General features: G+C 43.4%; 13 protein-coding genes. 4 read left to right on the top strand and 9 right to left on the bottom strand.

All coding sequences use genetic code 11. The features are described 5' to 3' along the window. Nucleotides 1-24 precede the first annotated feature (24 nt). Entirely contained in the window at nt 25-405 is a 381-nt protein-coding gene (locus ACXAGV_RS01225) for a VOC family protein (protein WP_474871147.1), read from the bottom strand. A 107-nt stretch (nt 406-512) separates the two neighbouring features. On the opposite strand from ACXAGV_RS01225, the gene soxR reads away from it, so the two are divergent. Beyond that, nucleotides 513-989, top strand: coding sequence for a redox-sensitive transcriptional activator SoxR (gene soxR, locus ACXAGV_RS01220; protein ID WP_474871145.1), 477 nt, complete (start codon nt 513-515; stop codon nt 987-989). Nucleotides 990-995: 6 nt separating this feature from the next. Beyond that, nucleotides 996-1970, top strand: coding sequence for a 23S rRNA (adenine(1618)-N(6))-methyltransferase RlmF (gene rlmF / locus ACXAGV_RS01215; protein WP_474871143.1), 975 nt, complete (start codon nt 996-998; stop codon nt 1968-1970). 118 nt (nt 1971-2088) lie between these two features. Here rlmF and ACXAGV_RS01210 read toward each other — a convergent pair whose 3' ends face one another. From ACXAGV_RS01210 to ACXAGV_RS01190, 5 genes are all read right to left on the bottom strand, one after another. Continuing rightward, a complete protein-coding gene (locus ACXAGV_RS01210; protein ID WP_474871141.1) occupies nt 2089-2808 on the bottom strand; it encodes a TorF family putative porin in 720 nt (239 codons plus the stop codon). 141 nt (nt 2809-2949) lie between these two features. Then, entirely contained in the window at nt 2950-4167 is a 1218-nt protein-coding gene (locus ACXAGV_RS01205) for a BCCT family transporter (protein ID WP_474871139.1), read from the bottom strand. Nucleotides 4168-4338: 171 nt separating this feature from the next. Next, nucleotides 4339-5991, bottom strand: a complete 1653-nt coding sequence (betA, locus tag ACXAGV_RS01200; RefSeq protein ID WP_474871137.1) for a choline dehydrogenase — start codon at nt 5989-5991, stop codon at nt 4339-4341. 18 nt (nt 5992-6009) lie between these two features. Next, a complete protein-coding gene (gene betB / locus ACXAGV_RS01195) occupies nt 6010-7476 on the bottom strand; it encodes a betaine-aldehyde dehydrogenase (RefSeq protein WP_474871135.1) in 1467 nt (488 codons plus the stop codon). A 681-nt stretch (nt 7477-8157) separates the two neighbouring features. Continuing rightward, nucleotides 8158-9021 (bottom strand): META domain-containing protein, encoded by an 864-nt coding sequence (locus tag ACXAGV_RS01190; RefSeq protein WP_474871132.1) that lies wholly within the window; start codon nt 9019-9021, stop codon nt 8158-8160. A 179-nt stretch (nt 9022-9200) separates the two neighbouring features. On the opposite strand from ACXAGV_RS01190, the gene ACXAGV_RS01185 reads away from it, so the two are divergent. After that, nucleotides 9201-9716, top strand: coding sequence for an Mpo1 family 2-hydroxy fatty acid dioxygenase (locus ACXAGV_RS01185; RefSeq protein ID WP_474871130.1), 516 nt, complete (start codon nt 9201-9203; stop codon nt 9714-9716). Between the two features lie 58 nt (nt 9717-9774). Here ACXAGV_RS01185 and ACXAGV_RS01180 read toward each other — a convergent pair whose 3' ends face one another. From ACXAGV_RS01180 to ACXAGV_RS01170, 3 genes are all read right to left on the bottom strand, one after another. Next, nucleotides 9775-10431: a crotonase/enoyl-CoA hydratase family protein gene (locus ACXAGV_RS01180; protein ID WP_423076626.1), complete on the bottom strand. Its 657-nt coding sequence runs from the start codon at nt 10429-10431 to the stop codon at nt 9775-9777. A 118-nt stretch (nt 10432-10549) separates the two neighbouring features. Further along, nucleotides 10550-10756, bottom strand: a complete 207-nt coding sequence (locus ACXAGV_RS01175; protein ID WP_474871128.1) for a hypothetical protein — start codon at nt 10754-10756, stop codon at nt 10550-10552. 1 nt (nt 10757) lies between these two features. After that, entirely contained in the window at nt 10758-11207 is a 450-nt protein-coding gene (locus tag ACXAGV_RS01170) for a hypothetical protein (RefSeq protein WP_474871126.1), read from the bottom strand. Between the two features lie 208 nt (nt 11208-11415). Here ACXAGV_RS01170 and ACXAGV_RS01165 point away from each other — a divergent pair, with 208 nt between their 5' ends. Next, complete coding sequence (locus ACXAGV_RS01165) at nt 11416-13434, top strand: aminotransferase class I/II-fold pyridoxal phosphate-dependent enzyme (protein ID WP_474871124.1); 2019 nt, start codon at nt 11416-11418, stop codon at nt 13432-13434. The last annotated feature ends 43 nt before the right edge of the window (nt 13435-13477 follow it).

Here is a 13477-nt window from a genome sequence, read left to right as displayed (position 1 = left end):
GCGGAGGGAGATAAACTTCATAAATTAGCAGTAAGAAACTACCTCAATTTCTATATTTTGCTGCGCCATAAAGTAAAAGCGTCTACCTGGCTCGTAATCACCGTGGCTGTAGGTTTTAAAATTTTGCGCTAAAACCTGCTGTTCTGTTTCGTCTAAATTTTGAACTACAATGCCGACATGGTTAACGTTGGCCAAGGTTTTATAATCACTCTCTATCTCATTAATAGTCTTAGGTCTGTACAGCGCTAGGTAGTCTTTATCGTTTCCCACGTGCACCGTATAGCCATCGTTTTTAGCGCCTCCGCTCCAACGTACTTTCCAACCAAATAGTGTACAAAGTAAGGTGGCTAGCTCATCTGGGTTTTCAACGGTGATATTCGTGTGCTCTAAGTATGCAGTTATCATGTGTTTTTCCTTGTGTAGATATTCAACGAAAAACAGCTTAATATCTAAAGCTAACTTTAGATCAAGAGTTTTTATGTGCTATTTAAATATCGGGAAAAAAGGACGCTATGGCACCAGAACCTATGGTAAGCATTGGCTTTATTGCCAAACGTACTGGCAATGCTGTTTCATTAATTCGCTATTATGCAAATGAAGGCCTTATCCCTTCTGTTCGCACCGAAGGAGGAAATAGGGTGTTTCCTCGCTCTGTTATTCGTAGGGTTTCTTTTATTTTAATCGCGCAAAATATGGGTTACAGCCTCGCGCAAATAAAGCACCTATTATCTACGTTGCCTGACAACAGAACGCCGTCCCAATCAGATTGGGCAACGCTAAGTAAGGTGTTTAATCAGCATATTGAAGCAAAAATCGCAGCGCTGACCAGTTTGAAAAGCTCGTTGGAAGGATGTATTGGCTGTGGGTGTCTGTCATTGGAGCGCTGTAGGCTTTACAATACTGACGATAAAGTAGCTGCCCAAGGAAGTGGCGCCCAATTGCTCGATGAAAAGGTTCAATCTCAATTTTTAGTTTCACATAAAAAGTAGCGCTTCATGCATCCAAAAAATCTCCATAAGAAAGGCTATCCAATGGATGCGCTGTGTCAGTCATACCCTGCGCTTAAGCCTTTTTTAGTTAAAGCGAAAAGCGGCAATACCAGTATAGATTTTACCAATTCACAAGCAGTAAAAGAGCTTAATGCTGCCTTGCTTCGTCACTATTATCGCCTTGAGTACTGGGATATTCCTGAAGGCTACTTATGCCCCCCTGTTCCTGGCAGGGCCGATTATATTCACGGCATTGCGGACCTATTAAAATCAACAGGTTATAATGAGAAAAACGAGCACTATAAAAATGTTCGGGGGCTAGATATCGGTGTGGGCGCTAATGCTATCTATCCTATTATTGGCGTTACGTCCTACGGATGGTCGTTTGTAGGTAGTGATGTCGACGATGCCGCAGTAAAAAGTGCTAAAACGATTGCTAGCAGAAATAGTGTACTAGCCAACAAATTCCAAGTTCGCAAACAAACGAACAGTGCGCACATTTTTAAAGGCGTAATTGAAGAGAACGAACGGTTTACCTTTACTATGTGTAATCCTCCGTTTCATAAGTCTGCGCAAGATGCACTGTCAGGCACGCGAAGGAAGACATCTAACCTAACCCGTAATAAACAGAAACGAAGTGGTGCAAAGTTTACCGATAATCGTGAGCAAGGTTTTGGGAATCGTACATCCAAGCTTCAAGGTAAAAATGCCTCTTACCAAGGTAGGGATGCGAACTTGAATTTTGCGGGCCAATCGAATGAACTTTGGTGCGAAGGCGGTGAACTTGCCTTTATTCAGCGCATGGTTCAAGAGAGTGTCTCTGTAAAAGACAATGTAGAATGGTTCACCTGCTTGGTGTCGAAGAGTGCCCATTTGAAACCAATTAAAACCAGTATTGATTATTACGGTGCTGCGCAGTGTAAAGTGGTTGATATGGGGCAGGGGAGTAAATTGAGCCGCTTTGTTGCGTGGACTTTTTAACCGACTTATAGCTAAGTTAAATTGACCGAATACAGTTGATGCAGCGTAATGCGAGCACGCATAGTACTTGCTAAGGAAAGTGGTTCTTGTTCTGAAGAACCACTTTCCAAGTCAACGTTTAGAAGCTAAAGGTTTTCGATACACCAAACACGATGCGTTCATCGGCGGTATCAAAATCGAGATTGGTGTTTTCAGCTGCAATTTCGAAATCGAACCCTTCGTAGCTCGTTTGGTAAGCCAAACGGTAGTGGTAAAAAGAGGTGTCATCACCATTCCATAGCCACTTATCGCTATCTAACGAGTTTGATACATCAAAGCTTGCACGTAAATTGTGGTTGGGTGCGATTTCAAAGTTATGAGCAACCATCGCGATGGCGTGTTTAGCGCCTGTTCCAAAGTAATCCCACGTGTACCAGAAGTTCAGTTCTGAGCTACCGTAGTCACTAGCATAACCGAATTTGGTGTACACTTCCGGGTAATTCCCGTCACTTGAATCGTCACCGCCGTGATAAGAGTAATAGGCGATACCGTAGTCGACACTTACCGTATCGGTTAGCATTTGATAACGACCAACGTAGAAGTCCCATTCAAGATTAGTATCACCGCCGAAATCTACGTTGGAAGCCCACGTTCCAGCGTACGTGCCATTTTCGAAGGTTTTGTCAACGCCGCCTTGGAGAGCTGGGTCATTTTGTGTCTGACTAACGCCGTTGAATGTATAGTCTGATACTGCGGAAATGTTGGCGCTCCAGTCAGCAAGAGATGCCGAAGCATAGAATGTCGCGATAATGGCAGCAAGTGTGCGTGCAGACGGTAAAAATACGTTTGATTTTTTCATGTTAAACACCCGTTTTTATCATTGTTGTGTATATCATAGTTGTTTATTTAATCGACGCCTTTAAATAGTGGGCACTCTTTAACTTCACCGGCTCAAATTGAGCCAGTGAAGAAGAGGGGAAACAAACAAATATGAAATGTTTTAGTTAAGGTTTTCTATTTTTGTGAAGTCAATTTTGTTCTCTTTCGGGGACGTTTTGATAGCCGTCACCGATTTGAACTTCTGACTCAAAATGAACGCAAAGCAGCTAAAGAAGACGGCTATAACCAGCGCACCTACCCACTGAATTTGCAAGAAGTCTAGTTTGAATAACAGCGTAAGCAGCGATAGTGCCACGATGTTAAGGGCAATATAATTACCTTTGCCAATGCGCTCAACGGTCATGTTAAGGTTGTCGGTATAAAGTCTGATAAGTGAATCAAGTGAGTTGATTACAAAAACAATACCTACAAATACCATTGCCATATTCGTGATCCCTTCCGTTGGAATACCGGCGCTGTGGTAGTGATACAATACCGAAAACCATGCAGCGATAGGGATAGATGGGATAACCATCATAGCCAGCATAACTTGGTAGGTTTTAAGGCCGCCTACGAAACGAGACGTAAACTGACCTATCATAATGCTCCAGCTGAACCACCAGAATAGATAAAACTCATGGTAATCATTGATGGGTAATACGAAGTTATCAATATTCGCAAAATATCCGCCAATAAGGCCTAGGTTTTTAAAGTATGCCGTTATTTCACTTTCGCCAAACACAAATGCCGCAGCCCACATGCCAACAATGAGGGCGATAAATACCCATGTAGTGGTCAGGCTTAAAATGCGCACGTACTTAATACTTGTGCTTGAGTACACTGCAAAGGCAATAGCTGCGAACACAATAAGATAGAACGCTGGCACGACTGATTCACCGTCGCCTACTGACGGCAGGTACCATGGAAGGTTTGAAAGCAGTAAGAAAGCTGTAAAAGCACAGGTTCCGATGATAATAATGTTGTTTACGAACTTAACAATAGGAAGCTCGAAAAACTTTACCTTCGGCTCGATTACGCAGAAATAAAAACAAGTAAGAAAGTAGAATCCCCAAATTAAGAAACCCCAGAATCCAAACTCAATGGCGAGCGGATTGGTGAAGGCATATTCGGGACTTGCGCTTATGTCAGCATAACCAGCAAATTCAGTAAGCGGGAACATAATAAGGCCCACGTCCAAACCTGAGGTAAAAAGAATAGCAATGAAGGTGAAGGTTCTAACTGGCGTTACGCCAACCACTTTCATGTTGCCCCATTTAAACAAAATATAGGCTACAGAAAGTAGAGTGAAAATAATGCCTGCATTAAGCCAAACTGTCATTATCACCCTCCCAAAATTGATAAAAATAAATCATGTTTTTTCCTTTTTTTTCGTTATTAAACAGTCCACCCAGCTACTCGCTAAAACCATGTTAAGGTGACTGCGTGTAGGCACTGTGGAGGGTGTGCTTGCTTTAAAAATAAGCACACTGGTGCAAGATACTTTAAAAATTTAGCGTTGCTCTGTTTGCCAATGCGGGTGGATATCCACGGGCACATTTTGTGATGGTAAAGCAGGTTTACCCAGAATGATGTCTGCCGCCTTTTCCGCCACCATGATGGTTGGCGCGTTTAAATTTCCGTTCGGAATAGTGGGGAAGATAGAAGAATCGACCACTCGCAACCCTTCAATGCCATGCACATTGGTTTGAGAATCTACCACTGCCATTTCATCTTCGCCCATTTTGCATGAACACGACGGGTGGTAAGCACTTTCAACGGCTTCGCGCACAAAAGCATCTATTTCTTCATCCGTCTGAATGTGCTCGCCAGGCTGAATTTCGCCGTCTCTGAAGTCGTCGAAAGCTGACTGTGCGATGATTTCTCTCGTTAGCCTGACGCAAGCTCTAAACCCTTCAATATCATCTTGATGCTGCAAGTAGTTAAACAAGATTTTAGGAGGCACTGTCGGGTCGGCCGATTGAATGGTTACGCTACCTCTACTTTTAGGCTTGTTGTGACCTACGTGTACTTGAAAACCGTCACCATCGAAGGCTGACTTCCCATCGTAACGGATGGCTGCTGGCAAGAAGTGGTATTGAATATCCGGCCACTCTACATCGGCTTTCGAGCGAATAAACGCGCAAGATTCGAAGTGATTCGTTGCGCCCAACCCCGAACGATTTAGTAACCACCGAGCGCCAATCAAGCCTTTTGAAATTAAGCCCAGTTTGCGATTTAACGTAATGGGCTGCTTGCACTTGTACTGGAAATAGAACTCCAAGTGATCTTGCAAGTTTTGGCCTACACCCGGCAGGTGGTGGTTTACTTCAATTCCTGCTTTTTCAAGAATCTCTTTGTCGCCAATTCCAGAAAGTTGCAGGATGTGTGGCGAGCCAATAGAGCCTGCACTTAAGATAACTTCGTTAGACGTATTGGCGGTTTCGGTTTTGCCGTTAACCACATATTCAACGCCTTTCGCGACTTTACCTTCCAGCACGACTTTAGTTACCAGCGCGCCAGTTACAATGGTTAGGTTTTTACGCGATTTTACTGGGTCAAGATATTCACGGCTTGCCGAACTGCGCACACCGTCTTTCACGGTCATGTGCATAGGCCCGAATCCTTCTTGTTGTTTACCGTTATAATCGCTCGTGATGTCGTAACCTGCCTGTTCACCGGCTTTAATAAAGGCGGTATAAAGCGGGTTCTTCATTTCGTTGCCGTTGTTAACGCCAAGTTCACCATTGCCACCACGATAAGCGTCGTTACCCTTGTACCAGGTTTCTGCTTTTTGGAAATAGGGAAGGCATGCCTGATAATTCCAGCCCTCTGCGCCGTGAGCTTCCCATTCATCAAAGTCTTTAGCGTGGCCGCGCACATACACCATACCGTTAATGGATGACGAGCCGCCCAGCACTTTACCGCGGGGGCAGTGCATTTCACGGTTGTTTAAATAGGGCTCTTTTTCAGTGTTGAATTGCCACGCATACTTGTCGGTATTCATAGGAATAGATAGCGCTGTTGGCATCTTGATGAAAATGCTTTTATCTGAGCCACCGGTTTCCAGTAGCAACACCTTGTGCTTTGGGTTTTCTGATAAGCGGTTCGCTAGCACGCAGCCGGCAGAACCTGCTCCAACAATAATGTAATCAAATGTCTGCATATGTACTCCTACTGCAGCTTAAAACGGGCTTTCAATTTGACTCATACCTACATAAACCGATTTGGTCTGTGTGTAGCTATTAAGCGTTTCAACGCCGTTTTCCCGCCCAATGCCAGACTGTTTGTAGCCGCCTACAGGCATTTCAGCAGGAGAGTTACCATATGCATTTATCCAGCAAATACCGGCTTGAAGCTGGTGGATAACACGGTGCGCGCGCTGGATATCCTTGCTAAATACACCGGCGGCTAAGCCTAGCTCAGTGTCATTCGCGCGTGCGATCACTTCGTCTTCATCCTCGAAAACTAACACGCTCATTACTGGTCCGAAGATCTCTTCTTTAACGATAGTCATATCGTCAGTGCAGTCGGTGAAAATTGTTGGTTCGACAAAATAGCCATTAGGTGCGGATGCTGGAGAGGCAGCGTTACCACCGGCTAACAGTGTTGCGCCTTCTTCTTTTCCTTTGGCAATATAGCTAAGTACCAACTCTTGGTGCTTTTTAGAAATAAGTGCGCCTAGGTTTACGTTAGGGTCTAGCGGGTCGCCCATAATGATATTGTTTTCGGTACGGGTTTTAAGCTCATCAATAAAGGCTTGATAAACAGAGCGCTGAACGTAAACACGGGTGCAGTTGGTGCAAATTTCGCCTTGGGTATAGAAATTACCAAGCATAGCGGCGCTGATAGCTTGGCTAATGTCGGCATCTTCAAATACTACTAGCGGAGACTTACCGCCAAGCTCCATTGTCACGTCTTTTAAGTTCGACGCAGCGGCGCTTTGCATTACTTTCTTACCCGTGCCCACTTCACCGGTAAACGATACTTTTTCAATGTCTGGGCTATTTGTAAGCCATTGACCAACTTGCGCTGCGCCTTGAACCACATTAAATACGCCAGCGGGTACGCCAGCTTCAGTGAAAATCTCAGCCAACTTAAGCGCACCCATAGGCGTTTCTTCTGACGGCTTAAATATAAACGCATTACCTGCGGCAAGAGCAGGGCCTGATTTCCAACAAGCAATTTGAATAGGGTAGTTCCATGCGCCAATACCAGCGCAGATACCTAGTGCTTCTTTGCGTGTGTAAAAGAAATCACCGCCAACAGGCTGCTGAGTACCCAATTGAGTAGGAGCAAGGCCTGCATAATACTCAATAACATCAGCGCCAGTTTCAATATCAACACAGTCGGCTTCTTGAATAGGCTTACCAGTATCAAGTACTTCTAATTTAGCGAGTTCGTCATTACGCTCACGAAGCAATGCAACCGCTTTATTAAGAATGCGGGTTCTTTCAATTGGCATCATTGCTGACCACACTGAAAAGCCTTCTTTAGCGCTTTTAATTGCTTCTTGTTGAATAAACTCATCAGCCACTTCTACGTGGTAAATTACCTCACCGGTTGCGGGGTTGGTTACAGCAAAGGTTTCTTTGCTTTTGTTTGCCATCGGCTTGCCGTGAATGAAATTCTGATAAGTCGGTAATGACATGCATAAACTCCTACTTTTAAAAGGACTAAAACTTTCGCCAATTTGCGGGTACTGCGCGTTAACTTCTATTGCGAATACCTAATACGTAGAAATAGTTTCAAAATGATGAATAGTGTTGAAACTATTTTCTTTAATGAAGTGCTAACTTGCTCAAATAAAACACTTTCGCTTTGTAAAAGTCACCCTGTAAAAAACATCACTACCTACTGCGCCAATCACGCATGATAGAAGGCTTTAACACGCTCTTCTGCACGTCTTTTTAATGATGTTTTTATTTTAATTGGTCGTTCAATAAAAATAAATTGTATAGTGTTCTAACTATTGTTTCAACTTGTGAGCTTTGTTTTAGGCGTCGTTTCTGAAGTGTTTTTGTATTTGGTTTGGTGTTAAGGTTCTGATTTTAAAAGTTAATATTTTAAACATTAAATATATAAAGAATCGGCTAACTAATTACCTAATTCGCTTTTTATTGACCGATTGAAGGTGTGAAAGTGTTTAACTGAAACTAATTGAGTTAAACGTACGGTGTTAGATGCAACTGCTTTATATAACTTTGATGCACAGCTTGATAGGACTGGAAAGAGTCGCTTAAAGGTTAGCTATGAAGTGACCCCCGGTAGGTAGACTATCCAATTACTAGGGGTCTTTTTATTAGGTTGGGTAAACGCTAAAAGCGTCGCTTTAGGTGCTTAAACTACAGTGGTAATAACCTGAGTTGATCGAAAGGGTGGCAACATTACCTTTATTCCAAAACACCACATTCTTGTTGTTGGTGTATTTTGCCCCCGATGCTGAACGCGATAGCTGAACGATGTGATGCTTATTGTTTAATGATAAGGCCAATGTGGCAGGCCCTAGCGTATTCACGCGTAAAGTAGTGAGATTGGCGTTCGGCGTTTCGCATTTATATGTTTTAGTCGATTCTTGTTCATTGGCGCTAATAACATCTTGTTTTAGCGATGAAGCCAAGTCAGATAATTTCGTATTTACATTACTTTTTGTTGCGCTAGCCGGTTTACTGGTCGTCGATTGTGAGGTCGGCGCCACAATCGCTTTAATCGTTTCATTGCCATTATTGTCGTAAAGCACCAGCCAAGTATTTTCCGCAATTGAATATTGAGTTGATGCGGCGAGCATGTCGATAAAACGTTGCTCTTGTTTCATTAGTGCGGGCGCACATGCCTTTTTGGTGAGAATGAGCTTATCAGTGGAAAAGGATTCAGTTGAACTTTTATCACTAAATACCGCATCGGCTTCCTCAACATCTAGCGCTCCAGTAAACTGATTACAACCTGTACTGCCGCTTATCCTGCTAGTGTCTCCGTTTGAATTTACGTTAAACGTAACATGGCTGAAATCAATAATTCCTGATTGATTTATACTTTCAACCTGCCAGTGACTAGCAGTTAACGTAAGCGGTTTGCCTTCGGTATGCTTTTCACTGCCCTCGCTCTCATTCGAATAAAGAGAGGGAGCTGAACTGCACGCTGTTAAAGAGAGAAGCGTTGAGCCCGTCAGTGCCCAAAGGTACTTCCTGTAATTCATGAAAACTCCGATTTTTTTATCAATTTCATTATGATTAGTGATTGTCTACGAAGTTCACGTTAATACTCCCATCTTAGATTGCACAATAGACGTTGGTTTACTTTGTCGTCAAGACGACAGTTTGTGAGGGCGTGAGCAGAGTACACTGAAAACCCGATTTAACTTGCGGTTGAAGCAGCATGAAAAATTTAGAACAGCACTTAAGTGAATACGCCAAGTACCACCGAGATCAAAGAAACATATATACCCATTACATCGGTATTCCACTCATCGTTTTCTCGGTATTCTGTTTGTTGAGTAAGCCAGCATTTCTCGTTAATGCCCCAATTTTTGGCGACATGGTTGTAAGTCCAGCGCTGTTTGTTTGGGCGATAGGTAACGCGCTCTATATAAAGTTAGATATAAAGCTTGGCGCAGTAATGACGTTAATAACAGGCGCTATGGTCTATTTCGCTCAACCTATCGCGCAAAATGAGATAGGGGTATGGCTTGCAGCTTCACTAGGTATCTTTATTGGTGGTTGGGTACTTCAGTTTATCGGTCATCACTTTGAGGGCAAAAAGCCTGCTTTTGTTGACGACATTATGGGGTTGGCGATAGGACCACTATTTGTGCTTGCGGAATTAAGTTTTGAGCTAGGCCTTAGAAGTGCACTTAAAGAAGAGATAGAACGCCGGTCGGGGCCTGTAAAGTAATCACTTCTAAACAACGCGTTGAAACAACAAGCCTCAACGCGTTGTTACAAGCTAGGGTCTAGGCTTGCATCTTGGCTATTGTCTCTTTACGCAGCTGTAGTTTAGACTCAGCAAAAGACTGTCTAGGCAACATTTTCAGTTTTTCTGCATAACCCATTGCCGTCGCTAGTACCTGCTCTTGAGGTACTGCAGCATCTAAAAAGCCCGCTTTAACCGCTTCACTGCCTTGGTAGATACGCGAGAAAAGTAAGGCTTCGGTTTGGCTGGTGTTGGCAAGTCTAGCTTTAGCTAATTCCATTCCGAATGGCGGAAGTACCATGCCAATGGCGGTTTCGTTAAGGCCATACTTAGTATCTGCGTCTTTACCTATACGCAAGTCGGCAGCCATAAGCATAATAGCGCCCATTGCAATACTGTGACCTTCTGCAGCAACAACAACAGGTAGTGGGAAGCTATAAAGACGTACGATTAACTCAGCGCCTTTTGACACTAACTCGTGTTGTTTTGCTTTGTCGTCGGCTTTCATTACCGATAAATCAAACCCGCCGCAAAACTTGCCTTCACCGCCGTGTAATACAACCGCTTTAGCGTTTTGCTCAGCTTCATCTAAGGCGTCGTTGAACTGCTGTATAAGTTCAAAGCCTACGGCGTTAACTTTACCGTCGTCGAAGGTTATTACTGCAATATCGTTATTAATAGCTAAATTAAACGCCATGGTATGTCCTGTAACTTTATATGTAGGGATGCTGTGTAAAAATAATGTACGTCGCACTCTGATAAGGGCAACTTTCTAGTAGTGATTGTAGGTAATTGATATCTATTATGATAGTGCTTTACGCATCATCTTCGGGATATGTGCTATGAATACCTGAGATTATTAGCGGAAGCTCTGCAATAAGCTTCTTTTTGTATCGACGTTGTCTGCGTCGCGCTTTTGCATTATTCGCCCTCCATTGCGCACGTTTATCTTTCACAATACGCTCTAGGTCTTGGCCGTCTTGAATCAATACTGCATCATTGAGGGATGTGCGTTTTGTCATACTAAAACTCCAGCTTTAGCTGCTTATTGCGCCATTGGATTGAGCGTTGATTGAGCACGTGAAGCGAGACACTTTCAGTGGCTATTTGCTTGGCAAGGCATAATGCGGCGCTGGCTTGTTCGTCGGTCAAGTTTTTATAAGCCGGTGTTGGAATGGCCTCATACCATGCACAGCCGACAACATTATCCAAAATCACTCGCATAAAGCAGTGGTCATGACAAATTGGCCAGGCGTCTTTCTTTGTTGATGCAATGGATGGAAGTATGTTTTTCGCGTAATGTAGGAATTCGCGCAGGTCGTTTTGGTGCGCTGTTGATTTTGATTGAACTGCATGTGGGGAATAGTCCAGATTTGGTGCGCTGTTGATTTTGATTGAACTGCATGTGGGGAATAGTCCAGAAGAATAGATATTTGCATGCGTGGTTTTACCCCGTCCAAACTCGATAGACACTTTAATACTACTAAGCGAGAGTTTACACGACACCAGTGAAATTCAGAGTTACACTATTTTTAGTTTTACTGTGTTTAGTTTATAGATTCTTAGTTTTACTGTGTTTAGTCTATAGATTCTTAGTTTTACTGTGTTTAGTCTATAGATTCTTAGTTTTATGAGTTTTAGCCTAGCGCTAAATGCTCATTATTAATTACATGGTTGGTTAATGCGCCCTCATTTAAAGATTCTTGTTATAGAAGATGCTGTTGATCTATTGGAACAAATTACGTCGAGTATAGGTAACACTATTGCTTACTTTGACCGAAGTGATTTGGAAATAAGCCTGCTAGAGGCAAACTCCGTTGCAAAGGCACTACAATTTGTTCGTGAAGACGGTGATATTCAGGCTGTGGTATTTAGCTGGGATGTGGTTGCTAAGGTTAAAGAGCTGGCAGATGTCGTGCCTTTAAATAGCGACAGTCACAAAAATTTAAGCGCCGCAGACGATAGCATCCGTTCTGAAAGCTCAAGCGATAAACCATCTGCAAGCAACGCGGTAATTGATAACAACGCCAGAGTTATCGACGCTATTAAACGCATTCGCCCTGAACTCCCGGTGTATGTCTTAGGCGATGCAGTAAAAGGGTTGGATATTGTAAACCAAGCCAATGGCATTGAATCGTTCTTCTATCGAAACGATATTATTTCGGACCCAGAATCTATTCTTGGCTATATCATCAATGACTTTGATGACAGAAACGAAACGCCGTTTTGGACTGAATACAAAGACTACGTTGTAGAGTCTAATGACTCGTGGCACACGCCAGGTCACAGCGGTGGCGCAAGCTTTAGAAATTCCCCCTATATCAGTGACTTTTATCGCTTCTTTGGGCGTAACGTGTTTGTTAGTGACTTATCTGTAAGCGTAGACTCGCTGGGCTCACTATCAGATGGCACCCACGCTATTGGAAAAGCACAAGCCGCTGTCGCTAACACATTCGAGGTTCGCCATTCTTATTTCGTTACAAACGGCTCGTCTACATCAAACAAAATTATTTTGCAGACGCTGTTGCGTGAAGGCGATAAAGTAATTGCCGACAGGAACTGCCACAAGTCAGTGCACTACGGCATTATTCAAGCGCGAGCAATGCCGGTGTATTTAGACAGTGTATTTAACCCTGAATACGGTATTTTTTCACCGCCTAGAATGGCGCAAATTAAGCAACTTATTGAAGAAAATATTGACGCTAAACTGATCGTACTGACGGGCTGTACTTATGATGGGTTACTTACCGACCTTAAGCAAGTAGTTAATCTAGCCCATGAGCATGGAATTAAAGTATTCATTGACGAAGCCTGGTTTGCGTATTCCTTGTTCCATCCTGTATTACGCGACTACTCGGCTATCGCAGCTGGGGCAGACTATATAACTCACTCTGCGCACAAGGTGGTGTCGGCGTTCTCGCAAGCATCCTTTATTCACGTAAACGACCCAGATTTCGATAAGGACTTCTTTAAAGAAGTGTTTGCAATCCACACCAGTACCTCGCCTAAGTATCAACTCATTGCCTCGCTTGATGTCTGTCGTCAACAGCTGGAAATGGAAGGCTACAAAATTCTTAATGAGTTGCTAAGCAATGTTGCCGAGCTCAAATCGCAAATGGCCAAGTTCAAGCGACTCAAAATACTCTCGCCTAGCGACTTTGCGAATATGTTTCCTCATTTTGAAAGCGACAATATTGGACACGACCCGCTTAAAATCTTAATTGACGTTTCGGCGCTTGATTATTCAAACCAAGAAATACATCGTTTCTTGATGGACGAAGTCGGTTTAGAAATAGAGAAGTTTACCCATAGCACTATTTTAGTATTGCTTACGCTAGGTGGAATGCGCTCTAAAATTGTAAGGTTGTACAATGCGTTGAAACGTCTAGATGATGGCGCCGTTAACCTAAGCAAACGCAAAAGCAAAAGCGCGTTGCCGGCAGACATTCCGCCCATTCAGTTAGATGACCTTCCGTCGAAAGCGTTTTTCAGTCCTAGGGAAGCCATTGGATGGCAAAACAGCGTTGGACGCACTGCAGCAGGTTTAATTACACCATACCCTCCTGGTATTCCGCTTATTGTTCCTGGACAGAAAGTGGAGCAAGCGCATATCGACTATCTTCAGGCATTGGCAAGTCAAAAGCTGACCGTGCAAGGTATTTATGACGGTGAAATTTATGTGGTTGCTGACCAACAGTAGGAAAAAAAGCGAACCAAACCAGTTTGGACGGTGCTTTAGCTCT

The sequence above is a fragment of the Alteromonas sp. ABH4_453 genome (assembly GCF_056160665.1).
This window is presented reverse-complemented; position numbering and strand designations above follow the sequence as displayed.